General features: G+C 72.3%; 26 protein-coding genes. 7 read left to right on the top strand and 19 right to left on the bottom strand.

Annotated features, from left to right (window positions below):
* Positions 1–553: 553 nt before the first annotated feature.
* Together ACLQ24_RS12720 and ACLQ24_RS12725 are read right to left on the bottom strand one after the other, a co-directional pair.
* Entirely contained in the window at positions 554–1,075 is a 522-nt protein-coding gene (locus ACLQ24_RS12720; RefSeq protein WP_425891493.1) for a DUF2752 domain-containing protein, read from the bottom strand.
* 91 nt (positions 1,076–1,166) lie between these two features.
* Positions 1,167–2,396, bottom strand: coding sequence for a winged helix-turn-helix domain-containing protein (locus ACLQ24_RS12725; protein WP_425891420.1), 1,230 nt, complete (start codon positions 2,394–2,396; stop codon positions 1,167–1,169).
* Between the two features lie 80 nt (positions 2,397–2,476).
* On the opposite strand from ACLQ24_RS12725, the gene ACLQ24_RS12730 reads away from it, so the two are divergent.
* A complete protein-coding gene (locus tag ACLQ24_RS12730) occupies positions 2,477–3,028 on the top strand; it encodes a GNAT family N-acetyltransferase (RefSeq protein WP_425891422.1) in 552 nt (183 codons plus the stop codon).
* Here the strand turns inward: ACLQ24_RS12730 and ACLQ24_RS12735 are convergent.
* Entirely contained in the window at positions 2,927–4,201 is a 1,275-nt protein-coding gene (locus tag ACLQ24_RS12735) for a glycosyltransferase 87 family protein (RefSeq protein ID WP_425891424.1), read from the bottom strand. The two genes, ACLQ24_RS12730 and ACLQ24_RS12735, sit on opposite strands and share 102 nt — an antisense overlap.
* Before the next feature lie 36 nt (positions 4,202–4,237).
* Here ACLQ24_RS12735 and ACLQ24_RS12740 point away from each other — a divergent pair, with 36 nt between their 5' ends.
* Together ACLQ24_RS12740 and ACLQ24_RS12745 are read left to right on the top strand one after the other, a co-directional pair.
* The gene (locus ACLQ24_RS12740) at positions 4,238–4,819 is read left to right on the top strand and encodes a GNAT family N-acetyltransferase (RefSeq protein WP_425891426.1); all 582 of its coding nucleotides are present in this window, start codon (positions 4,238–4,240) and stop codon (positions 4,817–4,819) included.
* 114 nt (positions 4,820–4,933) lie between these two features.
* The gene (locus ACLQ24_RS12745) at positions 4,934–5,086 is read left to right on the top strand and encodes a hypothetical protein (RefSeq protein ID WP_425891428.1); all 153 of its coding nucleotides are present in this window, start codon (positions 4,934–4,936) and stop codon (positions 5,084–5,086) included.
* 86 nt (positions 5,087–5,172) lie between these two features.
* On the opposite strand, the gene dapB is transcribed toward ACLQ24_RS12745, so the two are convergent.
* The 6 genes from dapB to truB form a co-directional block, all read right to left on the bottom strand.
* On the bottom strand, positions 5,173–5,925 hold the full coding sequence (gene dapB, locus ACLQ24_RS12750) for a 4-hydroxy-tetrahydrodipicolinate reductase (protein ID WP_425891430.1): 753 nt from the start codon (positions 5,923–5,925) through the stop codon (positions 5,173–5,175).
* 84 nt (positions 5,926–6,009) lie between these two features.
* A complete protein-coding gene (locus ACLQ24_RS12755; protein ID WP_425891432.1) occupies positions 6,010–7,407 on the bottom strand; it encodes a M16 family metallopeptidase in 1,398 nt (465 codons plus the stop codon).
* A gap of 47 nt (positions 7,408–7,454) precedes the next feature.
* Positions 7,455–9,845, bottom strand: a complete 2,391-nt coding sequence (locus ACLQ24_RS12760; RefSeq protein ID WP_425891434.1) for a polyribonucleotide nucleotidyltransferase — start codon at positions 9,843–9,845, stop codon at positions 7,455–7,457.
* Between the two features lie 226 nt (positions 9,846–10,071).
* The gene (gene rpsO / locus ACLQ24_RS12765; protein ID WP_007456699.1) at positions 10,072–10,341 is read right to left on the bottom strand and encodes a 30S ribosomal protein S15; all 270 of its coding nucleotides are present in this window, start codon (positions 10,339–10,341) and stop codon (positions 10,072–10,074) included.
* A 190-nt stretch (positions 10,342–10,531) separates the two neighbouring features.
* On the bottom strand, positions 10,532–11,461 hold the full coding sequence (locus tag ACLQ24_RS12770) for a bifunctional riboflavin kinase/FAD synthetase (RefSeq protein WP_425891436.1): 930 nt from the start codon (positions 11,459–11,461) through the stop codon (positions 10,532–10,534).
* 79 nt (positions 11,462–11,540) lie between these two features.
* Positions 11,541–12,425, bottom strand: coding sequence for a tRNA pseudouridine(55) synthase TruB (truB, locus tag ACLQ24_RS12775; RefSeq protein ID WP_425891437.1), 885 nt, complete (start codon positions 12,423–12,425; stop codon positions 11,541–11,543).
* Positions 12,426–12,612: 187 nt separating this feature from the next.
* Between truB and ACLQ24_RS12780 the strand changes: the two genes are divergently transcribed.
* Both ACLQ24_RS12780 and ACLQ24_RS12785 read left to right on the top strand, forming a co-directional pair.
* Positions 12,613–12,915 (top strand): hypothetical protein, encoded by a 303-nt coding sequence (locus tag ACLQ24_RS12780; RefSeq protein WP_425891439.1) that lies wholly within the window; start codon positions 12,613–12,615, stop codon positions 12,913–12,915.
* An 11-nt stretch (positions 12,916–12,926) separates the two neighbouring features.
* Positions 12,927–13,937: a hypothetical protein gene (locus ACLQ24_RS12785; protein WP_425891440.1), complete on the top strand. Its 1,011-nt coding sequence runs from the start codon at positions 12,927–12,929 to the stop codon at positions 13,935–13,937.
* Between the two features lie 12 nt (positions 13,938–13,949).
* Here ACLQ24_RS12785 and ACLQ24_RS12790 read toward each other — a convergent pair whose 3' ends face one another.
* From ACLQ24_RS12790 to rimP, 10 genes are all read right to left on the bottom strand, one after another.
* Complete coding sequence (locus ACLQ24_RS12790) at positions 13,950–15,272, bottom strand: MATE family efflux transporter (RefSeq protein WP_425891442.1); 1,323 nt, start codon at positions 15,270–15,272, stop codon at positions 13,950–13,952.
* A gap of 474 nt (positions 15,273–15,746) precedes the next feature.
* On the bottom strand, positions 15,747–15,956 hold the full coding sequence (locus ACLQ24_RS12795; RefSeq protein WP_355245992.1) for a DUF6186 family protein: 210 nt from the start codon (positions 15,954–15,956) through the stop codon (positions 15,747–15,749).
* A complete protein-coding gene (locus ACLQ24_RS12800; protein WP_425891444.1) occupies positions 15,956–16,363 on the bottom strand; it encodes a hypothetical protein in 408 nt (135 codons plus the stop codon). The genes ACLQ24_RS12795 and ACLQ24_RS12800 overlap by 1 nt, the downstream gene beginning before the upstream one ends.
* A 124-nt stretch (positions 16,364–16,487) precedes the next feature.
* Entirely contained in the window at positions 16,488–17,546 is a 1,059-nt protein-coding gene (locus ACLQ24_RS12805) for a DHH family phosphoesterase (protein WP_425891446.1), read from the bottom strand.
* The gene (rbfA, locus tag ACLQ24_RS12810) at positions 17,543–18,043 is read right to left on the bottom strand and encodes a 30S ribosome-binding factor RbfA (RefSeq protein ID WP_425891448.1); all 501 of its coding nucleotides are present in this window, start codon (positions 18,041–18,043) and stop codon (positions 17,543–17,545) included. Before rbfA ends, ACLQ24_RS12805 begins: the two co-directional genes overlap by 4 nt.
* Before the next feature lie 127 nt (positions 18,044–18,170).
* Positions 18,171–18,467: a DUF503 domain-containing protein gene (locus tag ACLQ24_RS12815; RefSeq protein WP_039905658.1), complete on the bottom strand. Its 297-nt coding sequence runs from the start codon at positions 18,465–18,467 to the stop codon at positions 18,171–18,173.
* A 90-nt stretch (positions 18,468–18,557) separates the two neighbouring features.
* Entirely contained in the window at positions 18,558–21,581 is a 3,024-nt protein-coding gene (gene infB / locus ACLQ24_RS12820; protein WP_425891450.1) for a translation initiation factor IF-2, read from the bottom strand.
* 93 nt (positions 21,582–21,674) lie between these two features.
* Positions 21,675–22,007, bottom strand: a complete 333-nt coding sequence (locus ACLQ24_RS12825; protein ID WP_355245884.1) for a YlxR family protein — start codon at positions 22,005–22,007, stop codon at positions 21,675–21,677.
* 16 nt (positions 22,008–22,023) lie between these two features.
* Positions 22,024–23,067, bottom strand: a complete 1,044-nt coding sequence (gene nusA / locus ACLQ24_RS12830; protein ID WP_425891453.1) for a transcription termination factor NusA — start codon at positions 23,065–23,067, stop codon at positions 22,024–22,026.
* The gene (gene rimP, locus ACLQ24_RS12835) at positions 23,064–23,762 is read right to left on the bottom strand and encodes a ribosome maturation factor RimP (RefSeq protein ID WP_425891455.1); all 699 of its coding nucleotides are present in this window, start codon (positions 23,760–23,762) and stop codon (positions 23,064–23,066) included. Before rimP ends, nusA begins: the two co-directional genes overlap by 4 nt.
* A gap of 230 nt (positions 23,763–23,992) precedes the next feature.
* On the opposite strand from rimP, the gene ACLQ24_RS12840 reads away from it, so the two are divergent.
* Together ACLQ24_RS12840 and ACLQ24_RS12845 are read left to right on the top strand one after the other, a co-directional pair.
* Positions 23,993–24,445: a hypothetical protein gene (locus tag ACLQ24_RS12840; RefSeq protein WP_425891495.1), complete on the top strand. Its 453-nt coding sequence runs from the start codon at positions 23,993–23,995 to the stop codon at positions 24,443–24,445.
* Positions 24,442–24,879 (top strand): ferritin-like domain-containing protein, encoded by a 438-nt coding sequence (locus ACLQ24_RS12845; protein WP_425891457.1) that lies wholly within the window; start codon positions 24,442–24,444, stop codon positions 24,877–24,879. Before ACLQ24_RS12840 ends, ACLQ24_RS12845 begins: the two co-directional genes overlap by 4 nt.
* The last annotated feature ends 2 nt before the right edge of the window (positions 24,880–24,881 follow it).

Genomic DNA, 24,881 nt, shown 5'->3' on the forward strand with positions numbered 1-24,881 from the left:
GATCTATTTGTCGAGGACCTTCCATCGACGTGTCTCGGCGTGACGTTCCGCCCCCACCCAGTTACCCGACAGTCTCTTAGAGCTGCCCCAGAAGTGGGGCAGGAACCGCGCGGCCAAGGTCTCTGCCCCGCCGACCGAACCGGCCCCCCACAGCGCACCGGCCCCACAGTGCCGACCCCGCAGTGCCGACCCCGCAGTGCACGCGCCCACACCGCCCGCAACGCGCCCACCCGCAGCGCCCGCGCCGCAACGCGCTCGCCGCCCCACTGCCTGGGCCGCAACGCCCACCCGCAACGCACCCGCCCCGCTTCTGGTGCCGCTCCTACCGTCCTCTGGCGCCCCATATCTGGGGCAGCTCGACAGGGACACACCACCAGGTCCTGCCTCCCTCCGGGAAGGGGCTTGGCCAGGGTTGCGTCAGGCGGCAGCGAAGCCAGGCGTCGGACCAGCGGGACCAGCCCAAGGCCGCGGGACCAGCCCAAGGCCGCGGGACCAGCCCAAGGCAGCGGGGCCGGACGGAAGAGCAGCGAGCCGGACTGGAAGAGCAGCGCGGTCAGACGTAGAGCGAGGCGAATGGCGCCCAGGGCAGGTTACGCACCACAGTGAACGCCAGCCACGCACCCATGAAGCCGCTGATGACCCTGGGGCTGATCCGCAGCTCGGGCAGCCGCCAGCCGAACGCCTGGTTACCCGCCCAGGCCACGAAGAGGTACGCCAGGAAGGGCAGCGAGAAGACGAACAGGAAGTGGTGTCGGGCGGCGGCCGGCAGGTCGGCGTGCAGCACATACCAGAGCGCTCGGGTGCCGCCGCAGCCCGGGCAGTCGAACCCGGTGGTCAGCTTGAGGATGCACGTCGGCGCGGCGTCCGGGTCGGCGCGGGTCGGGTTGCTCAGCAGCGCGTAGGCCATGCCGAGCCCGACGCAGCCGACCGCGGCCAGTGGGACGGCCCAGCGCGGCGAACGCTCGTGGATCCGCAGGACGAGCCGGGTCAGCCGGTCCGGCTCGGGCGCCTGGTAGGCGTAACCCGTGGGGGGACCCGCCGACCATCCGGTCGGCGCAGAGCCGGCGGCGGACATGGCGTGGGCAGCGTCGGAGGCGGGCACCGTGTGGACGGCACCGGCGCTGGGCGGTGACTGGTCGACCGGTCCGGGAACGCTCGTCACGCGTTCACGGTACACCCGACACGCTCGCCAGGGCGGCCGTGAGCGGACCGGCCAGGTCGCCGGCGGCGGGTGGCGCAACCGCGTCCAGCCCGAGCCATCCGGCGAGCCGGTACAACTCGGCGGCGAGCGCCACGGCGGTCTCCCCCGCATCCGCGCCGAATTCGAGCCAGGCGGCCGGCACCAGCAGCGCCCCGGTCTTGCGGTCGGCCTTGAGGTCGACCCGGGCGGTGAACCGGTCGCCCTGTAGGAACGGCAGCACGTAGTAGCCGTACACCCGCTGGGGCGCCGGCACGTAGATCTCGATCCGGTAGGTGAAGTCGAACAGCCGCTCGGTGCGGGCACGTTCCCAGATCAGCGGGTCGAACGGGCTGACCAGCGTGTTGCCCCGAACCCACCGGGGCAGCCGGGCGGACGTGTGCAGCCACGCCGGCTGCCGCCAGCCCGCCACGGTCACCGGGGCCAGATCGCCGGCCTCGGCCAGCTCGGCGACCGCCTGGCGGGCGCCGGCGACCGGCAGCCGGAAGTAGTCGCGCAGCTCCGGCTCGGCGGCCACCCCGAGCGACCGCGCGGCCAGGGCCACGAGACCGCGGAACGCCTCGGCGTCGGTCGGTGTGGGCGTGGCCAGCACGGACGCCGGAAGCACCCGCTCGGGCAGGTCGTACCGGCGGGCGAAGGAGGTGCTGCGCTCGGCGGCGGTCACCTCGCCGGCCCAGAACAGGAACTCCAGCGCCTGCTTGACCGCCGACCAGTTCCACCCCCAGTTGCCGGTCTGCCGAGGCGCGTCGTGCTCGATCTCGGCGGCGGTCAACGGACCCCGGGCGGCCACCTCGTCGCGCACCCAGGCCACCAGGTCCGGCTGCTCCTGGGCGATGCGCCGCATGCCGCCCCAGGCCTCGCTGTGCGCCCGGGCCATGCGCCAGCGCAGGAGCGGGTGCAGCCCGACCGGTACGAGGGACGCCTCGTGGCCCCAGTACTCGAACAGCTCCCGGGGGCGGCGGTAGGCGGAGTGGTCGAGCAGGGTCGTCGGGTACGGACCGAGTCGGCTGTAGAGCGGCAGGTAGTGCGCCCGTTGCAGCACGTTGACCGAGTCCATCTGGATCAGGGCGACCCGGTCGAGGACGCGGCGCAGGTGCCGACGGGTGGGCACGCCGGTCGGCGGCGGGTCGGCGAAGCCCTGGGCGGCGAGCGCCACCCGCCGGGCCTGGGCGAGCGAGAGTGATTCCGGTGCGGCCATCGTCGGCGACGATAAATCATCGGTACGACGCCGGTGCGGGAAGCTGGACTCGGACCGTCATCGGGGCATAGAACGGTGCAATGCTGACCATCCGCCGGGAGGAGCCGGACGACGCCGAGGCGGTCGCCCGGGTGCATGTGCACGGCTGGCAGTCGGGTTACGCCGGTGTGATGCCGGACGAGGTGCTCGGGCGGCTCAACGTGGCAGCGTGGGCGCAGCGCCGCCGTGATGTCGGCACCGCCGACCCGGAGCACCCGTTCACCACCCTGCTCGGCGAGGTGGACGGCCTGACCGTCGGCTTCACCACGTTCGGGCCGTACCGCCGCAACCAGGACCGGGACGACCTGGACCCGAGCATCGGCGAGGTGCTGGCGCTCTACGTCGAGCCGGCGTTCTGGGGCGACGGGACGGCCACCGCGCTGCTCGACGCCGCCCGCGCCGGGCTCAGTGAGCGGGGCTGGGCCGGCTACCGGCTGTGGGTGCTGGCCGACAACGGTCGGGCCCGCCGGTTCTGCGAACGGTCCGGCCTGTCACCGGACGGTGAGCGGTCGACCTACCAGGTGCCGCTCGCCGGCGGGCGTGGGCCGGTCGGGCTCGTCGAGCTGCGGTACGCCGGACGCCTCGACGACTGACCCGCCCGGCCTCAGCCACCGCCGGACCGGCAGGAAGGCCAGCAGGGCGAGGCTGATCCAGACGTACGCGTTGCTGCCGAAGAAGCCGTCGACCCCGGTGAAGTCCTTCTCCCAGAACCAGACGGTCCGACTGATCAGCAGCACGTACCCGATGGTCGCGGCGATCAGCAGGACGCCCCGGCGGCGGCCGGCCGGCGCGGCCATCGCGTTGTCGACGAGCAGGATCAGCGCGGGCAGCAGCCAGACCAGGTGGTGCACCCAGGTGACCGGGCTGACCAGGCACATCACCGCGCCGGTCAGGGCCAGGCCGGTCGCCTCGTCGCCGGCCGCGACGGCCGAGCGGGACCGCCAGGCCCAGAGCGCCAGGGCGCCGAGTACCAGCAGCAGCCACAGCAGGGTGCTCGGGTGCTGCGGATCGAGGCGGGCGACCACGCCGCGCAGCGACTGGTTGGAGACGAACGCCAGCTCGCCGACCCGCCCGGTGTTCCACAGCGCCTCGGTCCAGAACTCCCGGGAGGCGTCCGGGAAGAGCGCGCCGGCCAGCACGGACACGCCGGCGGCCGCGCCGCTGGCGGTGAGCGCCGCGCGCCACCGACCGGTGACGAGCAGGTAGACGATGAAGATGCCCGGGGTCAGCTTGATCGCGGTGGCCAGGCCGATGCCCACGCCCGCCCACCGGTTGCCGGCGGGCAGCAGCCACAGCAGGTCGATCGCGACCAGGAAGAGCAGCTGCGTGTTGACTTGGCCGAAGTTGACCGTCTCGCGCATCGGCTCGAACGCGGCGGCCAGGCAGAGCGCGACGGCGAAGGCGAACCAGCGGGTCCACCCGACGCGCCGGGCGATCGGGTCGACGAACCACCAGATCAGCACCGTGGTGGTGGCCACGCTGGCGAGCACGCTCACCACGATCGCGGCCGTCCACGGCAGGTACGCCATCGGGAGCATGACCAACGCGGCGAACGGCGGGTAGGTGAAGCCGTACTGGGTGCCGGGCTTGAGGTAGTCGTAGATCTCCCCGCCGTCGTGCACCCACCACGTCAACGCGCCGTAGTAGACCTTCAGGTCGAAGAAGCCGTGTCGTACGGCCGCGACGGCGAGGAACACGGCGACCGCCGCGGCGAGCACCACCACTCCGACGACCTGCGCCCTCGTCCTGTTGGCACCCTGCGCCACCGTCGCCTCCCTGGCCCTTGAGTAGGCTTCCGTCCCATGGCTCTCGGATACGTCCGCCCGGCGCGTCCCGAGGACGCCGGCGAGATCGCACGCATCCAGCTCGCGACCTGGCGGGTCGCGTACCGCCGGATCCTGCCTCGGCATGTGCTCGACAACCTGGACGAGGCGTTCCTCGCCCGGCGGTGGAGCGCCGCGATGCTGGAGCCGCCCTCGGGCGCGCACCGGGTGCTGGTCGCCGTCGAACAGGCCGAGCAATCGTATCTGGTGGGGTTCGCCGCCTCCGGTCCGGCCGACGGCGAGGCCCTTGCGCCGGGTGAGCCGGCCGACGCGCTCGGCCCGGACGTGGCGGCGGTGACCGACCTGCTGGTCGAACCGCGCTGGGGTCGGCGTGGGCACGGCAGCCGGCTGCTCGCCGCCACCGTCGACCTGTGGCGCGAGGACGGGATGAGCCAGGCGGTGGCCTGGGCTTTCGACGGCGACGAGGCGACCCGGAAGTTTCTCACCAGCACCGGTTGGGAGCCCGACGGCGCGGCCCGGGCGCTGGACGTCGACGACATGCTGGTGCCTCAGGTGCGCCTGCACGTGGCCGTACCGGCCGAGAAGGTCCCGACCGAGTGAACCGGGGCCGGGCACCGGGAGGCCGCCCTCGACCTGGCCGAGGGGCTGCTCTCGGCGGCGGAGGCGTTCGGCAACCGGATGCCGGAGCTGTACGGCGGCGACGACCGTGCACTCGTGAACCGTCCGGTGCCGTACCCGGCGGCCTGCCGTCCACAGGCGTGTGCCGCAGCGGGTGCGGTGCTGCTACTCCAGGCCGCGACGGGCCTCTACCCGGACGTGCCCGGCGGCACGGTCCGGCTGACGCCGCCCAGTGGGACACCCGGCTAGCGCGGCCGGGCCTGGTTGTGGAGATCTTGGACAGTTTCCGTTAGCAGCTAACGGAAACCGTCCAAGTTCTGCGGCACAGCCGGGGGTCAGGCGAGGAGGGGGTCCAGGCCGATGGTCAGGCCGGGGCGGTTGCGCACCGCGCGGACGGCCAGCAGCACGCCGGGCATGAAGGACGCCCGGTCGTACGAGTCGTGCCGGATCGTCAGCGTCTCACCGGTGGTGCCGAAGAGCACCTCCTGGTGGGCGACGAGCCCGGTGGCGCGCACGGCGTGCACGCGTACCCCGTCGATGTCGGCCCCGCGCGCACCCGGCACCTCGTCCTTGGTGGCGTCCGGCACCGGGCCGAGACCGGCCTCCGCGCGAGCCTGGGCGATCTGCCGGGCGGTGTGCGTGGCGGTGCCGCTCGGTGCGTCCAGCTTGCGCGGGTGGTGCTGCTCGATGATCTCGACGGACTCGAAGTGCCGGGCGGCCCGCGTGGCGAACTGCATCATCAGTACGGCGCCGATGCCGAAGTTGGGGGCGATCACCACGCCCACCCCCGGCTTGTCGGCCAACCAGCCGCGCACCTGCTCCAGCCGCTGCTCGGTGAAGCCGGTGGTGCCGACGACCGCGTTGATGCCCTGCCCGATGGCCCACTGGAGGTTGTCCATGACCACGTCCGGCGTGGTGAAGTCGACGACCACGTCGACGGCGGAGACGTCGGAACGGCTGTCGCCCTGGTCGATCGACGCCGCCAGTTCGAGGTCGGTGGCGGCGTCGACCGCCTTGCAGACCTCGATGCCCATCCGGCCGCGCGCACCGAACACACCGACCCGGGTCGTCCCCTGCTCGTCAGTCACGCGGCACAACCTATCCCAATCGGGACGTGCCATCGCCGCCGGATCCGGCTCGCTCCACCGACCGGTACGCCCCGGCCGGCAGCCTCAGCCGGAGAAGTCGCCCGCGCCGAACGGGCCGACCACGGCCAGCGACATCGGCCGGCTCAGCAACTCGGCGGCGAGGGTGTTCACGTCCGCGACGCTGACCTCGTCGACCCGGCGGAGCAGCTCGTCCACCGGCATCAGGTCGCCGTAGAGCAGCTCCCCCTTGGCCAGTCGACTCATCCGCGAACCGGTGTCCTCGAGGCCGAGCACGAACGAGCCCTTGCTCATGCCCTTGCCCCGGGCCACCTCTGCCTCGGTCAACCCGTCGGCGGCCACCCGGGCCAGCTCGGCGCGGGTCAGGGCCAGCACCTCGTCCACCTTGCCCGGGGCACAGCCGGCGTAGACGGCGAACAGGCCGCTGTCGGCGTACTGGCTGGCGTAGGAGTAGACCGAGTACGCCAGGCCGCGCTGCTCGCGGATCTCCTGAAAGAGGCGGCTGGACATGCCGCCGCCGAGCACGTTGTTGAGCACGCCGAGGGCGAAGCGCCGGTCGTCGATGCGGTCGATGCCCGGGCAGCCGAGGATGACGTGCGCCTGCTCAGTCTCCTTCGGCTCCACCAGGGTGGTGGCCGGCTTGGTGCGTACCGCCGGGGTAGCCGCGCGGTATGCGGCCGGCGCGGCGGGGTCGCTGTCCAGGGGCGTGCCGCGCACGGCCTGGCGGACCAGCTTGACCACCGCGGCGTGGTCGAGGTTGCCGGCGGCGGCGATGACGATCTGCGGCGCCGTGTAGCGACCCCGGTAGAAGGACTGGATCTGCCGGCGGGTCATCGGCGTGACGGTCTCCTCGGTGCCGGAGATCAGTCGGCCCAGCGGGTGGTCGCCGTAGACGGCCCGGGCGAAGAGGTCGTGCACCTCGTCACCGGGTTCGTCGTCGTGCATGGCGATCTCCTCCAGGATCACGCCACGCTCGGTCTCCACGTCGGCCGGCTCCAGCAGTGAGTCGGCGACCAGGTCGCACATCACGTCGATCGCCAGCGGCAGGTCCTCGTCCAGCACGCGGGCGTAGTAGCAGGTGTACTCCTTCGTGGTGAAGGCGTTCGTCTCGCCACCGACCGCCTCGATCTGCGAGGAGATCTCCAGCGCGGTCCGCTTGTGGGTGCCCTTGAAGAGCAGGTGCTCCAGGAAGTGCGCGGCGCCGGCCTGCGGACGGGTCTCGTCCCGCGAGCCCACCGCCACCCAGATGCCGAAGGAGACGCTGCGCATCGCCGGGATCGCCTCGGTGAGCACGCGCAGGCCGCTGGGCAGCACGGTACGTCGTATCGTGCCGCCCAGCGGGTCGTCGCTGAGCGTCCGCGTGACCGCGCGGGCGGCGCCGCCGGAGCGGCCCGCCGCGGTGTCCCGAGACGGGGCCACCCCCCGTCGATCCGGTGGATACGGCGCACTGAAGGCCCGACTCACGTGTTGCTCCCGGTTCGACGAGGGGTGGGTGTTGCAGGTGCTGGTGGTCAGCTGTGCCGGGTCCGGCGGCGCGGACGCTCGCCGCCCTCGCCACCACCCTCGCCGCCGCCACCCTCGCCACGGTCACCGTGTTCCGGGCCACGCCCGCCGCGGTCGCCGCCACGCTCGCGGTCCCCCCGGTCACGCGGACCCCGGTCGCCCCGGTCCCGGCCGGACGGACGGTCGCCACCGGCGGCCTCACCGGCGGCCGGCGCCTCGGCGCCCTCCGGGCGGACCTTGTCCAGGTAGATCTTGCCGCGGGCGTCGATGTCCGCGATCTCGACCTCGACCCGGTCACCGACGTTGAGGAAGTCCTCGACGCGCTCGACCCGCTTGCCGTCGCCCACCTTGGAGATGTGCAGCAGGCCGTCACGGCCCGGCAGCAGCGAGACGAACGCGCCGAATGCGGCGGTCTTGACCACCGTGCCGAGGAACCGCTCACCCTGCTTGGGCAGCGTCGGGTTGGCGATCCCGTTGATCCGGTCGACGGCCGCCTGGGCCGACGGGCCGTTGGTGGCGCCGACGTAGATCGTGCCGTCGTCCTCGATGGAGATCTCGGCGCCGGTCTCGTCCTGGATCGCGTTGATGGTCTGGCCCTTCGGGCCGATCACCATGCCGATCTTGTCCACCGGGATCTTGACGGTGGTGACCCGCGGCGCGTAGTCGGACATCTCGGCCGGCGCCTCGATGGCCGCCTTCATGACGCCGAGAATGACCTGCCGGGCCTCGTTGGCCTGCTGCAACGCGGCGGCCAGCACGTCCGACGGGATGCCGTTGAGCTTGGTGTCGAGCTGCAGCGCGGTGACGAACTCCGGCGTACCGGCGACCTTGAAGTCCATGTCGCCGAACGCGTCCTCGGCACCGAGGATGTCGGTCAGCGTCACGTACTGGGTCTTGCCGTCCACCTCGTCCGAGATGAGCCCCATGGCGATGCCGGCGACCGGCGCCTTCAGCGGCACACCGGCGGAGAGCAGGCCGAGCGTCGAGGCGCAGACCGAACCCATCGAGGTGGAGCCGTTGGAGCCCAGCGCCTCGGAGACCTGCCGGATGGCGTACGGGAACTCCTCGCGCGACGGCAGCACCGGGATCAGCGCACGCTCGGCGAGCGCGCCGTGGCCGATCTCGCGCCGCTTCGGCGAGCCGACCCGGCCGGTCTCACCGGTCGAGTACGGCGGAAAGTTGTAGTTGTGCATGTAGCGCTTGCGGTTCTCCGGGGACAGCGTGTCCACCATCTGCTCCATGCGGAGCATGTTCAGCGTGGTGACGCCCAGGATCTGGGTCTCACCGCGCTCGAACAGCGCCGAGCCGTGCACCCGGGGCAGCACGCCGACCTCGGCGGTCAGCGGCCGGATGTCACGCGGGCCGCGGCCGTCCATGCGGACCTGCTCGCGCAGCACACGGTTGCGCACCTCGGACTTGGTCAGCGAGCGGAAGGCGACGCTGAGCTCCTTCTCCCGACCCTCGAACCGAGCGCCCAGCTCCTCGGCGACCCGGGACTTGACCCGGTCCAGGGCCTCCTCGCGGTCGGCCTTGCCGGCGATGGTGATCGCCTCGGCCACGTCGGCGCGGGCCAGGTCGGCGACCGCGTCGTACACGTCGTCCTGGTAGTCCAGGAAGACCGGGAACTCGGTGACCGGCTTGGCGGCCACCTCGGCCAACTCGGCCTGCGCGCGGCACAGCTCGCGGATCGCCGGCTTGGCGGCCTCCAGGCCGCTGGCGACGATCTCCTCGGTCGGGGCGGTGGCACCGGCCGAGATGAGGGCTACGGCGTTCGGGGTGGCCTCGGCCTCGACCATCATGATCGCGACGTCGCCGTCGTCCAGGGTGCGGCCGGCCACGACCATGTCGAAGGTGGCGCGGGCCAGCTCCTCCAGGGTCGGGAAGGCGACCCACTGGCCGTCGATGTGGGCGACCCGGGTCGCGCCGATCGGGCCGGAGAACGGCAGGCCGGAGAGCTTGGTCGACATCGAGGCGGCGTTGATCGCCACCACGTCGTACGGGTGCTGCGGGTCGAGCGCGAGGATGGTCTCGACGACCTGGACCTCGTTGCGCAGGCCCTTGACGAAGGACGGGCGCAGCGGCCGGTCGATCAGGCGGCAGGTGAGGATCGCGTCCTCGCTGGGCCGACCCTCACGGCGGAAGAACGAGCCGGGGATGCGGCCCGCGGCGTACATCCGCTCCTCGACGTCGACGGTCAGCGGGAAGAAGTCGAACTGCTCCTTCGGGTGCTTACCGGCGCTGGTGGCGGAGAGGACCACCGTCTCGCCCAGCTGGGCGATGACGGACCCGGCGGCCTGGCGAGCCAGCCGTCCGGTGGAGAAGGTGATCTCGCGGGTGCCGAAGGACCCGTTGTCGATCACGGCGGTGCGGGATTCGGTGCCGAGTTTGGTCTCGGTCATGTGCTGTCGTGCTCCTTCGCGTCGTGGGCCCGCGACGTCGGGGAGCTGCTCAGCCGGCCGGTCTTCGATCGAAGCGCCCGGGTGCCGGCGTGCTGCCGGGTTCCCGGGGGCCACTACCGGAGACCGGTACGCTGACCGGCTCCCTCTCGGGTGGTCGCGCGGCCCGTGTTCTCTTCAGGTGGGACGCCGATCGGGGGAGCGGCCGGTCGGCCACTCCCCCGTCACGTCACCGGCGCAGACCGAGCCGCTCGATGAGCGTCCGGTAGCGGGCAATGTCCTTCTTCTGGACGTAGTTGAGCAGCCGGCGGCGACGGCCGACCAGCAGCAGCAGCCCGCGGCGGCTGTGGTGGTCGTGCTTGTGCACCTTCAGGTGCTCGGTCAGCTCGGCGATCCGCTTGGTGAGGACCGCGACCTGGACCTCCGGCGAACCGGTGTCGCCCTCGGCGGTCGCGTACTCCGCGCGGATGCTGGCCTTGGCTTCCTGGTCGAGCGCCATGTTCTCCCTGTTTCGATGGGTTGATCAAGTAGGTGTCCGTCGTCCCGACGGGACCGAAACGGACCGGTACCTCGCACCCGCGGCGTCGAGCAGGCACGCGAGGCCCCACGCCGGTCACCCGACGTCCCCGCAAGACTACCAGCACCCACGGGTAACACCCGGCCAAGGGCCCGTGCGGCCCCGTGGATGATCAGCTCAGGGCCCGCCGGGTGCGCTCGACGTCCTCTTCGATCTGGGCGATCAGCGGCTCGATCGAGTCGTATCGGACCTGCCCACGCAGGTGCGTCACGAAGTCCAGCGCCAACCGCTCGCCGTAGAGATCACCGGAGAAGTCCAGCGCGTACGCCTCCACCCGCCGCTCCCGGCCGGAGAAGGTCGGGTTGGTGCCCACCGACACCGCGGCCATCAGCGGCTCGGGCTGGCCGCGGCGGATCATGCGGGCCGCGTACACCCCGTCGGCGGGTACCGCCGCGTACCGGTGGCAGAGCAGGTTCGCGGTGGGGAAGCCCAGCACCCGGCCGCGCTGGTCACCACGGACCACCACGCCCTCCACCCGGTGCGCGCGACCGAGCGCCCCCGCCGCGGTCCCCACGTCGCCCGCGTCGACGCAGGAGCGGATGTACGTGGAGGAGAAGACCGTGCCGTCCTCGGCGATCAGCGGGCTGCCCTCGACCCCGAAGCCGAAGGTCTGGCCCAGCCGCTCCAGCAACGCCACGTCGCCCGCCGCGCGGCGCCCGAAGCGGAAGTTGTTGCCGACCACCACCAGCGCCGCGTGCAGGTGCTCGACCAGGATGTCGTGCGCGAACTGCTCGGGCGGCAGCCGGGAGAACTCGGGAGTGAACGGCACCACGCAGAGCACGTCCACGCCGAGGGCCTCGATCAACTCGGCCTTGCGGCCCGGCTCGGTGAGGATCGTCGGGTGCGACCCGGGATGGACCACCTCGGCCGGGTGCGGGTCGAACGTGACCACCACCGACTGCACGCCCAGCTCCCGGGCGCGGGACACGGCGTGTCCGATGGTCGCCTGGTGCCCCTTGTGCACGCCGTCGAAGACGCCGATGGTGACGACCGAGCGCCCCCAACCTCCGGGCGCCGCGTCGTACCCCCGCCACCGCTGCATGCCAATCCCTCTCCTGCTGTCCCGCGCGTCGGCGGGTCGACTGCGCCGACCGGGGGGCCGGCGGACCTGCGTCCCGCCGTCAGGCCGGGGCGAGCACGATCTCCGCGCGAGCCCGGCCGTCCCGCTCGCTGACGATGGCGATGAGGCCACCGGTCGGCCCGAAGACGGCGTACGGCCCGACGATGCCGGCCGGGTCCAACGGCCCGCCGTGACCGAGCACCTTCGCCTCGTCGGGGGTCGCGTCACGACGGGGGAAGAACCGGTCGGCAGCCGCGTCCAACGGCAGGTTGACCACCTCCGGGGCGCGCTCCTGGAGCTCGTCGAGGGTGGCCGCCTCGGCGAGGGCGAAGCCACCCACCGCGGTCCGGCGCAGCGCCGTGAGGTGGCCACCGACACCGAGGGACAGGCCCGCGTCCCGCGCGATGGCCCGGATGTACGTGCCCGAGGAGCAGGTCACGTCGATGTCCACGTCGACCACGTCGGGCTCGGTGCGGCGGATCGCCAGCACCTCCAGCCGGGAGATGGTGACCCGCCGCGCCGGCAGCTCGACGCTCTCGCCGTCGCGTACCCGCTTGTACGCCCGCTGACCGTCGATCTTGATGGCGCTGACCGCGCTCGGCACCTGGTCGACCTCGCCGGTCAGCGCGGTCAGCGCGGCGCGGACGGCCTCGTCGGTGACGTGACCGGCCGGCGTCGTGGCGATCACGTCACCCTCGGCGTCGTCGGTGACGGTCGCCTGGCCGAGCCGGATGGTGCCGGTGTAGCTCTTGCCCGCACCGATCACGTAGGTCAGGAGCCGGGTGGCACGGCCGACGCCGATCACCAGCACGCCGGTGGCCGTCGGATCGAGGGTGCCGCCGTGCCCGACCCGCCGGGTCTTGGCCAGGCGGCGGATTCGCGCCACCACATCGTGCGACGTCATGCCGCCGGGCTTGTCGACGACGATCAGACCATCGGTGCTCACGTCGCCCAAGCCTGCCAGACGACCCGAACCGCGCGCTGCGTGGGCACGCCCGCCGTGACCAGAGCCTCCGCTTCCGCAGGTCCAGCCGATTCGCTGGTTTGGCCGGTTTGTCCCACGGGTCGGCCAACGACCTTCCGAAGATGCGAAGATCATCCGCCCGCTCTCGTAGACGAGGACCAGGACTCCGATGACCCCCGACCGCCGTCCGGCCCACGAGCACCACGCTCGGGTCGATCTGCCGCACTGGATGCGGCATCCGACACCGAAGCGGCGCACCCCGGCACGCTACGTCGACGATCTGATCGAACGTTCGCCGGCGCTGCGGACGGTCCGCCGCGCGATGTGGCGCAGACGCGACCGGGCTCGGTGGAGCGAAACGCATCCACACCTCGTCGCCGTGCTGTCCTTCATCGCGGCTGGCGTCCTCGGCACTGCCCTGGTGACGGGCGCCTACTACCTACTCGCGCTGGCCGCCAGCGGCGATTACTGACGGGACGAACCATGACGCGGACTGCGCCGAACGAGCCCACACCCCCGGGCCCGACCGATCCGCCCTCGCCGCCGGCCGCTGTCGCGAAGGTCAACCCGGTGGCGCTACCGGAGTGGATGAACTCGGCGCAGACCGAGCACCAGCCCACCGGCTGGGATCGGGTCCGCTTCTTCTCCGCCCGGCACAACGGCGCACTGATGTTGGGACTTGGACTGGTACTGGCCCTGGTGATGGTCGGCGGGGGCCTGGTGATCGTCGACCGACTAGCCGATGGCGTCCGCACGTCCACCTCGGCGACTCCCACCCCGAGCGGCACCCCGCCGGTGAGCAGAGTGGGCGAACCGCGGGACCTGTTCGCCGGCTCACCGGCGGCTTCCTTCGCCCCCGGTGAACAGGCCGTGCGGATGCCGGCGGCGAAGGCCACCGGGCCCTTCACCGAGGCCCAGGTAGGGGCGGCGTTGGAGACGGTGCGTAAGGGGTTGATCGAGAGCCGACTGGACACGTCCATGCTCTCGGGCGACCCGGAACCGTTCCTCCGGCTGCTCGCCCCGGACGTTCGTGAGCAGCTCAGGTCGGACTTCACCGGCAACGCCTTCCTGCGGTACGCGACCCGGATGGCGTCGCCCTCGGACGGGGAGCCCGGCATCCGAGCCGACGGACGGGTCAGTTACCGGGCCACCACGGAGAACGGCACCCGAATGCTGGAGGTCTCCACGGAGTTCGTGTGGGCGTACCCCTTCGACGTGGACCTGCGAGCGCCGGCCGGCGCCGGTGTGGTGGCGCTGCGTGACCGTGTGGTGTGGCAGGTGCCCCACCCGGAGGACGTGCCGGCTTCCGCTCGAGGCCTGTGGATCGTCTCAGCGGCGGTGGTGACCTGGAACGCGGACTGCGGCAAGCTCCGCGGCGGCTGGGTGCAGGAGCAGTTCTGGGTGGCCGATACGCACGGGGATCGGTTACCCGCGGGCGACCCGGGCACGATCTTCGATCTCGACGCACCCGCGCCGACCACCGTCCGCTGCTGACCGGCGAGCGGGTCAGCGAACCGCCCCGACCACCGCCCAGCCGCCGGAGCGCACCCGCAGCAGCAGGGCGACCAGTCGGACCACCACGAACAGGGTGAGCCCCGCCCAGATGCCACCGAGCCCCAGGTCGAGCACGTACGCCAGCCAGATCGCCGGCAGGAAGCCGCCGAGCGCCGCCACGATGGTGAGGTTGCGCAGGTAGCGGACGTCGCCGGCGCCGATCAGCACGCCGTCGAGCGCGAACACCACCCCGGCCAGCGGCAGCATGGCGACGAACCACGGCCAGGCGACCATGGCCTGCTCGCGTACCTGCTCGTCGGAGCTGAACCAGGACGGCACGACGCCCACGCCGGCGGCGATCACCAGGGCGAAGGCGATTCCGCAGACGCCGCCGAGCAGTCCGATCCGCCGGGCCAGCGTCCGCGCGCCCACCGCGTCGCCGGACCCGAGCGCGGCGCCGACCAGGGACTGCGCGGCGATGGCGAGGGCGTCGAGCACCAGCGCCGTGAAGAACCACAGTTGCAGGGCTATCTGGTGGGCGCCGACGGCGGCGGTGCCGAAACGGGCGGCGACCGCCGTCGCGGAGAGGAAGCTGGCCTGGAACGCCAGGCCCCGGATCAGCAGGTCCCGGCTGAGCACGAGTTGGTCGCGGATCAGGCGCGGCCGGGGTCGCAGCGACACCCGCTCGGCGACCAGCGCCCCGGCGAAGAGCACTCCGCAGAGGGTCTGCGCGACCGCGTTGGCGACCGCCGAGCCGGTCAGGCCAAGGCCGGCGGGATAGACCAGCAGCGGGCAGAGCAGCGCGGAGACCAGGTTGGGGCCGAGCACGAAGTACAACGGGCGGCGGGTGTCCTGCACGCCGCGCAGCCAGCCGTTGCCGGCCGCGGCGAGCAGCAGGCCGGGAGCGCCGAGCGCCGCGATGCGCAGCCACTGAGCGGCGGCGCCGGCCACGTCGCCACCACCTCCGGCGAGGGTACGCGCCAACGCGCCCCCGCCGATCTGCATGCCGATCGCGACCAGCAGCCCGACGCCGAGCGCCAGCCAGGACGACTGCACTCCCTCGGCCACCGCCGACGCCCGGTCGCCGGCGCCGAAGCGACGGGCCGAGCGCCCCGTGGTGCCGTACGCGACGACCGTGCCGAGCCAGGCGGTGAGCGTCATCACCGTGCCGCCGACGGCGAGCGCGGCGAGGGGCACCCGACCGAGGTGCCCGACGACGGCGGTGTCGACGAGCACGTAGAGCGGCTCGGCGGCGAGCACCACGAGCGCCGGCAGGGCGAGACTCGCGATCCGGCGTGGTGAGGCGGATCGGTCGACGGTGGCGGTCTGGCTCATCGCCGCCGATCGTGGCACGAGCGCAGTAAGGGCCGCAACCCAGTGGGTGACTTACGCCGACGGCGGGTCGAGCGCAGCTCGGCCGGGAGCCGGCATCACCGCCGGACGGATCAGATCACTGACGGGTGTCCATCGACGTCTGCAGCGCGCGGCGGGCCTGCTCGCGGGCGTCGTCGGTGGTCTCGGGCTTGGGCTTGTTCGGCATGGTGGCGCTCCTTCCAGGGTGCGAGCCACCGGCGGGCGGCGGCCCTCACGGGCGGTCGTGCAGAGCGCCCCACGGCGGTCCGGGGTCACCGGAGCAGCCGACTGGGCAGCTGGAGCCCGGGTCGGTCCGACCCTGGAGGGAGGCAGCGCGAGGTGTGGCACCACCGCCCACGACCTGCACCACAACGCGGTGCCGGCCGCCTCCCAAGTTATCGTTCAGGTCCATATGCTGCCCACGGTTCCCACCATTTGGACGGCCGGCAGCCCGCCTCACCGGGCCAGGAAGTGCCAGCCCAGCCACCACCAGAAACCGAACAGACCGATCCTGCCCACCGGCACCGGCCCGACCTCGTAGCGCATGACGTACGCGCACACGTCGCCCAGCGTGGGAACCCGGGAATCCTCCCGCCGGGCCAGCCACTCGACCACGACGAAGAGGGCCAACGCGGTCAGGAAACCGCCGATCGCAAGGGCCCGCATCATCGCCGCACCAAGCCCCAGAACGCGGCCAACCAGGCGAACCAGGCCGCCGAACGGGTCAGGTGATCTTCCAACAGCGGATCGGCGAGCCGGGAGAAGGTGGGAAAGTCGTCCCCCACGGCGAGCACGAAGGTCGCACCCTCGAAGACCCCGAAGATCACCACCGGCAGGGCCCACCACGCCGCTCCCACGCCCAGCCGGGGCGGTGCCGGACGCCGGGGCACCCGGTTGCTCAGACCGAGCCAGATCAACACCCCGCCGGTGCCGAGCGTATAAAGATTCGCCTCGGTGGAGAACGACGCGAACCGACCACCGACGAGGGACAGGCAGAGGAGAACCGGAACGGAGACGGCGGGCCGGTTCCAGGCTCGGGGGGCCTCCACGGTGAGATCGTGCGGCTGCTCCATCCCGCAATTCTTCCCGGTCTCACGCAGCGTGGGAAGACCAACACTCCCCGGAGCTGACCCTGAACTTGCCGCCCCACGCACCCTCGACCAACACCGCCACCCGAGCGGAACGGGCCGCGAGCGGTCAGACGACGCCAGCGATCAGCGCCGCGCCCAACTCGCCACGGATCGCCGCCACGACCTGCTCGGCGCTCCCCCGGCCGGTGAAACCGGCAGCGAACGTGTGGCCGCCGCCGCCCAACACGACCGCCACACGGCTGACGTTCACCGCGCCCCTGCTGCGCATCGACACGGCCCACTCGTCGGGCCCGGTCTGCTTCAACACGCAGCTCACGTCCGCCTCGGCGGTGCACCGCACCGAGTCGATGAGCGCCTCCAACACGTACGGCCGCTGGTCGTGGCGGGCCAGGTCGTCGAGGGTGGCGAAGGTCCACACCAGCCCTCGACCATCGGCGGCGGCCGGCTCCAGGCGGGCACGGCCGAGCACCTCTCCGAAGAGGCGGACCGCGCCGAAGGGCCTGGTGTCGAAGACCCGCCGGGAGATGTCACCGGGCGAGATGCCGGTGGCGAGCAGCCGGGCGGCCAACTGGTGTACGGCCGGAGTGGTCGCCTCGAACCGGAACGAGCCGGTGTCCGTGGTCAGCGCCACGTACAGGCACTCGGCGATGGCCCGGTCCACGGTCACGCCCAGCCGCGCCAACAGTCGATCGGCGACCACCGACGTGGCCGCGGCCCCCGGGTCGACCAGGTTGACCGCGCCGAAGCCCGGATTCGAGGCATGGTGGTCCAGCACCAGAGCGGCAGGGGCCGTCGACAACCGGTCGGCCAGCTCACCGAGACGCGACTCGCTGGCCGCGTCGAAGCAGATCACCAGGTCCGGGGCCGGATCCGCAGCGCTCGCCGGGACCAACAGCTCCAACCCGGGCAGACCCCGGAACGGTTCGGGCACCTCCGGCGGCCCGGGAAAGGTCGCCTGCAACCGGTGTACGCCGAACTGACGCAGACCCAGACCGAAGCCGAGCATGCTGCCCAGCGCGTCACCGTCCGGGTTGACGTGACAGATCAACAACACCCGAGCGGTCGACGGGAGAGCGCGGATCAACGCCTCGGCCGCCGCCCAGTCCGCCTCGGCCGGGCCGACGTCGACCGTCGCGGCGAGTTGGGCACCGGCGGCGCCCGTCACCGCGCTGCCCCACCCCGGGGGTTCTCCGTGACGTCGGCGGCCTCGGCGGCATCGTCCGTCTCGTCGGCCTCGTCCGCCTCGTCCTCGACCCGGTACGGCTGTGCCTCGCCCGCGTACTCCGCCCGGGCGGCGAGCCGCTGCACCTCCGCGTCGGCGTTGCGAGCCGCGGCGAGCAGGTCGTCGATGTGCTTGACCTGGTCCTGCACGTCGTCGAGGACGAACGCCAGCGTCGGCGAGTGCCGCAGCCCGAGCGCCTTACCGACCGTGCTGCGCAGCAGCCCCTTGGCGCTCTCCAGGGCGGCCGCGGTGTCCGCCTGGGCCACCGCGTCACCCAGCACCGTGTAGAAGACCGTCGCGTCGCGCAGGTCCGCGGTAATCCGAGCGTCGGTGATGGTGATCATGCCCAGGCGCGGGTCCTTGATCTGGCTCCGCACCACCGAAGCGACCAGCTCACGCACCCGTTCCGCGTGCCGGCGTACCTTGGCCGGATCAGACATCTCGCCACCTCCACGGCGTCCCGCTCCCGGCCGGCCCGGCGGCCCGGAGGCCGCCGGCCGACCGGCCAACATCTCGAACACTACCTTCGTGGCGGCACCGGTCGCCGGGCACCGCCAGCCCCGTGGGTCAGTCGTCATCCACGCCGTACAACCGGCGTCGAACCGACAGCAGCTCGACCTCGGGGCGAGCGGCCACCAGGTGCTCACACGAGTCGAGCACCTCGCGGACGTGCGCCGCCTCGGCGGCGACCACGGCCACCGCTATCTCCGCTCGACCGTGCAGATCGAGCGCACCCACCTCGGCGGCCGAGACCTCGAAGCGGCGCAGCGCCGCCACGATCGGCCGTACATATGATCTCTTGGCTTTGAGCGACCGGGAGTCGCCCGGCAGCAGCAGGTCGAAGACCGCGGTTCCGGTGAACATCGCCTGGGACGATACCGCCGCCCCACCCCGCATGATCAAGGGGTTTACGCCGCCCGGCGTAAACCCCTTGATCAGCGTGTCACTGCCGGATCAGGCGCGAACCTTCTCCCGCATCTCGAAGGTCTCGATGACGTCGCCGACCTGGACGTTGTTGTAACCACCCAGGGTCAGACCGCACTCGAAGCCCTCGCGGACCTCCGTGGCGTCGTCCTTGAACCGCTTGAGCGAGGTGATCGTGAGGTTGTCCGCCACGACCGTCCCGTCCCGAAGCAGCCGAGCCTTCGCGTTGCGCCGGATGATGCCCGACCGGACGATGCAACCGGAGATGTTGCCGATCTTGGACGAGCGGAACACGTCGCGGATCTCCGCGCTGCCCAGCTCGGCCTCCTCGTACTCCGGCTTGAGCAGGCCCTTGAGCGCTGCCTCGATCTCCTCGATGGCCTGGTAGATGACGGTGTAGTACCGGATCTCCACGCCCTCGCGGTCGGCCATCTCGCGGACCTTGTTCGAGGCCCGCACGTTGAAGCCGATGATCGTGACCGGCTCGGACGACGCGCTGGCGAGCATGACGTTGCTCTCGGTGATCGCGCCGACGCCCCGGTCGAGGACCTTGAGCTGGACCTCCTCGGGGATGTCGAGGTTGAACAGCGCGTCCTCGAGGGCCTCCACCGAACCGGAGACATCGCCCTTGAGGATGAGGTTGAGCGACGTCTTCTCGCCCTCCTTGAGCTGCTCCATGAGCGTCTCAAGAGTGGCCCGGCCACGGGAGTTGGCGAAGGACGCCGCCCGCCGCCGTGCCTGCCGCTGCTCGGCGATCTGCCGCACCGTACGGTCGTCCGCCGCGGCGAGGAACGTGTCACCCGCACCGGGCGGCGCAGTCAGACCCAGAACCATGACCGGACGCGCCGGACCAGCCTCGGAGAGCTGGTTGCCGTTCTCGTCGAGCATGGCCCGGACCCGGCCGTGCGCCCCACCGGCGACGATCGAGTCGCCCGCCCGCAGGGTGCCCTTCTGCACCAGCACCGTCGCCACCGCACCGCGGCCCTTGTCCAGGTGCGCCTCGATGGCCACACCCTGCGCCGGCCCGTCGATCGGAGCGGTCAGCTCCAGCGACGCGTCGGCGGTCAGCAGGACGGCCTCGAGCAGCTCCTCGATGCCGATGCCCGGCTTCGCGGCCACGTTGACGAACATGGTGTCGCCGCCGTACTCCTCGGCGACCAGGCCGTACTCGGTCAGCTGCTGGCGGACCTTGTCCGGGTTGGCGTCCGGCTTGTCGACCTTGTTGACCGCGACCACGATCGGCACGTCGGCCGCCTTGGCGTGGTTCAACGCCTCGATGGTCTGCGGCATCACGCCGTCGTCGGCCGCGACGACCAGGATCACGATGTCCGTGACCTGGGCACCACGGGCACGCATGGCGGTGAACGCCTCGTGACCCGGGGTGTCGATGAACGTGACCGCCCGGTCCTCGCCCTCGTGCGGGACGTGGACCTGGTACGCACCGATGTGCTGGGTGATGCCACCCGCCTCGCCGGCCACGACGTTCGCCTTACGGATGGCGTCGAGCAGCTTGGTCTTACCGTGGTCGACGTGACCCATGACGGTCACCACCGGCGCACGGCTGACCAGACGCTCCTCGGCCACCTCCGCGTCGAGGTCGATGTTGAACTGCGCGAGCAGCTCGCGGTCCTCGTCCTCCGGGCTGACGATCTGGATGTCGAAGCCCAGGTGCTCACCCAGCAGGTGCAGGGTGTCGTCAGAACAGGACTGGGTCGCGGTCACCATCTCGCCCAGGTTGAACATCTCCTGGACCAGCGAACCCGGGTTGGCGTTGATCTTGTCGGCGAAGTCCGACAGCGAGGCGCCACGGGAGAGCCGGACGACCTGACCCTGACCCCGGGGAGCACCCGAGCTCATGGTCGGAGCCGACAGGTTGTCGAACTCCTGTCTGCGCTGCTTCTTGGACTTGCGACCGCGCGTCGGCCGACCACCCGGACGCCCGAAGGCACCCGCGGCGCCGCCGCCACGGCCACGACCGCCCGCACCCGGACGACCGCCGCCACCGGCCGGGCCACCCGGACGGAAACCGCCACCGGGAGCACCGCCGCCGCCGCCGGGACCGCCACGGTAGCCACCGCCACCGCCGGCACCCGCGCCGCCACCGGGGCCGCCGCGGTAACCGCCACCGCCACCGCCACCGGCGCCACCGCCGGGACCGCCACGGAAACCACCGCCACCGCCACCGGGACGACCGGCGCCACCGCCACCGGGGCGACCCGCGCCACCGGGGCCGGGACGACCGGCGGCCGGACGCTGACTCGGCATGGACGCCGGGCTCGGCCGCGGCGGCATGGAGTTCGGGCTCGGCCTCGGCGGCATACCCGCCGGGCTGTTCGGCCGGGGGCCACCCGCGCCAGCGGCCGGCGGCCGCTGCTGCTGGCCGCCCTGGATGCCGAACGGGTTGTTGCCGGCACCGCGCGCCGGCGGACGACCGCCCGGCCGAGCACCCGGACCGGGAGCCGGCGTGCTCGGTCGAGCAGCCGGTGAACCGGGACGGGGCGGCATGGCCGCGGGACCCGGCCGAGGACCGGGCCGGTTGCCGTCGGCCGGAGGCTCCCGGCGGACGGGGTTTTCACGCTGCTGCTGGCGGGCGGCCTGCGCGGCCTTGACCGCGGCCTCCTGCTCAGCCTTCAGCGCGGCGGCACGCGCCTCCGCGGCCGCCACCTCGATGTCGTGGGCACTCGCCGGCTTGGCGACCGGGGCCGCCGACTGCGGCGCACCGGGCACCGGACCCTTGGGCTTCGGACCGGGCACCGGCGCGGCCGGCCGCCGAGGCGGCATCGGCTTGGCCGAGACCCGGGGCGCGCCCGGGGTCGGGGACGGCGTCGGGGTCGGCGTCGAAGCCGGCGTCGGCGCGGGCGCCGACGGGGCGGCCGGCGCCGGAGCACCGGCGGACGCGACGAATGCGTTCCTCAGCCGTCGGGCGACGGGCGCCTCGACCGTGCTGGACGCGGACTTGACGAACTCGCCCATCTCCTTGAGCTTGGCGAGAACGGTCTTACTCTCGACCCCGAGCTCTTTTGCAAGCTCGTGTACGCGGGCCTTGCCTGCCACTGCACTCCTCACTCCGAGGTCGTGCGGGCAGCACCCGCAGCGACCTCACTCGTGCACTTGAAGCCTGGTCATTTCAGGGACTTCATCGTGTGCTCATGTCGGTCGTCCTACCCTGCTAGCGACCCTCGCCCGGTCGGGCTGACCGGACGTAGTGGTTGGCGCATCGACATGCTCTGCCAGCACACCGTGGTCGAGGACCTCGGTGATGCGCAGCGCTCGCCCGAAGGCGCGGCGCCGCACCGCCAGCGCGAAGCAGGCCGGATCCGGGTGCATGTTCGCTCCCCGACCCGGCAGCCTGCGGCGCGGATCCGGCCGGAGGCTGTGACCAGCCTCGTTTCCGATCGCGACGACCCGCAGCAATTCGCTGGCCGGCGCACGTTGCCGGCAACCCACACAGGTGCGCTCCGGCTGAGTGCGTCGTACCACTGGAAGAAGTCTACCCCTAGCTGCCCGAGATCGCGCTGCCCGGCTCCGGCACCTGATCCGCAGCCCCACGGGCGGCCGGAGCGACCTGCTCCGCGTCGGACCGAATATCGATCCGCCAACCGGTCAGTCGGGCAGCAAGACGGGCATTCTGCCCCTCACGGCCGATGGCGAGCGAGAGCTGGAAGTCCGGAACGGTCACCCGGGCAGCCCGTCCGGCCAGGTCCACGACCTCGACCCGCAGCGCCTTGGCCGGGGACAACGCGTTCCCGACGAAGGTGGCCGGGTCATCCGACCAGTCGATGATGTCGATCTTCTCACCGTGCAGCTCGCTCATCACGGCACGCACCCGCTGACCCATCGGGCCGATACAGGCGCCCTTGGCGTTCACACCGGGGGTGGTGGAACGGACGGCGATCTTCGTACGGTGACCTGCCTCACGGGCGATCGCGCCGATCTCGACGGTGCCGTCGGCGATCTCCGGGACCTCCAGCGCGAACAGCTTCTTGACCAGCGCCGGGTGCGACCGGGACAGGGTGATCTGCGGCCCACGCATGCCCTTGGCCACGTGCACCACCACGCACCGGACCCGCTCGCCGTGCGCGTACCGCTCGCCGGGCACCTGCTCGGACTGCGGCAGCACGCCCTCCAGCTTGCCCAGGTCGACGCTGACGATGCCCTTCTCGGTACGCGTCTCGTGCGCCTGCACCACGCCGGTGACCAGGTCACCCTCGCGGCCCACGTACTCGCCGAAGTGCACCTCGTCGGTGGCCTCCCGCAGGCGCTGGAGGATCACCTGCTTGGCGGTCATGGCGGCGATCCGGCCGAAGTCGTGCGGAGTGTCGTCCCACTCCCGCACCAGCGAGCCGTCGGAGTCCATCTCCTGCGCGTACACCAGGGCCGCGCCGGACTTACGGTCGATCTCCACCCGGGCGTGCGGTTCGGCGCCGTCGGTGTGCCGGTAGGCGGTCAGCAACGCGGTCTCGATCGCCGCGAGGATCGTGTCGAACGGGATCTCCCGCTCGCGCTCGAGTGCGCGCAGCGCCGCGAGGTCGATGTTCACCTCTCCTCGTCCTCCACATCATCATCGTCGTCGATGTCGTCTGCATCGTCGTACTCGTCGGTCTCGTCCGCGTCGTCGAAATCGTCCGGCTCACCCAGCTCGGCGAGGCGGGTGAACTCGACCTGCACCCGACCCGGGCCCAGCTGGGCGTACGCCCACCGGCCCTCGCCACCGTCGGTCTCCAGTCGCACGCCCTCGTCGTCGGCCCCGACCACCCGGCCGGTCAGCTGGCGGTCCCCGGAGGGCTGCTCGCCGCGCTGGCCGGGCAGCGCGGCAGCGCCCCGGACGGTGACCTTGACCAGTCGGCCCACGTTGCGCCGCCAGTGCCGGGGCAGGGTGAGCGGCCGGTCCACGCCGGGCGAGCTGACCTCGAGCTGGTATTCCCCGGCGACGATGTCGCCGTCGGCCTCCTCGGCCGCGTCCAGCGCCTTGGAGACCGCGCGGGAGACGTCCGCGACGGCGTCCAGGTCGATTCCGCCGTCCGCGTCCACGATCACCCGCACCACGTGCCGGCGACCCGCCCGGGAGACCGACAGGTCCTCCAGGTCGCAGCCCACGCCGTTGACCACCGGCTCGATCACGGCCCGCAACCGGGTACGCCGGGCCGCGAGATCACCGCCGCCGCGTGGACCGCGGGGGCCCGCGTCGTCGCGGGGTCGACCCGTCGACCTGGTGGCACGGCCACGCTGCGTCATCTGCGCACCCTTTCCCTGGTCGATGAGGGACGGTCGTCCCGCCATGTCGGCACGCCACCGGAGCGGACGCGCCGGCGGCTGCGCAGAGCGTAACGCGCCTGCCGGGCGGCGGACCGGGCGGCGCACCGACGTCGGTGGCCCCCACACCGGCCCCGATGGTGTTGACTTGCCCGGTGGGGATCGGCAGAACGACACCGCGCAACCAAGTATCCGGACATTCCCGGCGAAAGATCCTGCGCGCCGGAGCGCTCCTGGCGCTCGGCGCAGCGGCAGCGCCGCTGACAGGCTGTGATCTTTTCGACCGTGACGACGAGCCGGCGCCACCACCGGACCCGCTGCGGCAGATGGTGGACGAGTCGCTGGGCCTGGCCGCGGCGTACCGGGCGAGCGCCGCCGCCCACCCGGACCTGGCCGACCGACTCAATCCCATTGCGGACACGCACACCGCGCACGCCACCGAGCTCGCCCGAATCGTCGGCGTCACCCTCGGGTCCGCGCCCGCCGTCGACCCGAGCGCCACCGCAGCCACCGAGCCGGCCGGCGCGCTCGCCGCCCTGCGCGCGCGGGAGAAGGCCGCCCAACAGTCCGCCACCGCCGCCTGCGCGGCGGCGCCCGCCGAGCGGGCAGCGCTGCTCGGGTCGATCGCCGCCGCGCGGGCCACCCACCAGGAGGCACTGAAGTGAGGCAGCCCACCGCCGAGGAGGCCCTCGCCGCCGCCCTCTCCGCCGAGTACGCGGCCATCTACGCCTACGGGCGGATCGGCGTCCGACTCACCGGTGCCGCACGCGACGCCGCCCACCAGGCGGAGGCCGCGCACCGACGCCGGCGCGACGCGCTGGTGGTGCAGTTGAGCACCGCGGGGGGCACCATTCCACCGGGTCGGGCCGGGTACGCGCTGCCGTTCCCCGTCACCGACCGGGCGAGCGGGTTACGGCTGGCCGTCGAGGTGGAGGAGCGCACCGCGGCACACTGGCGGGCCGCGTTGGCGTCCACCACCGGCGCCGATCGTGACCAGGCGCTGGCGGCTCTGGTCGAGTACGCCGTGCGGGCCACCCGGTGGCGCAAGGCCGCCGGGATGACCCCACCGACTGTCGCATTTCCCGGTCGCCCGACCTGAAC

The sequence above is a fragment of the Micromonospora sp. DT4 genome (assembly GCF_049841675.1).
Classification (GTDB): Bacteria; Actinomycetota; Actinomycetes; order Mycobacteriales; family Micromonosporaceae; genus Micromonospora.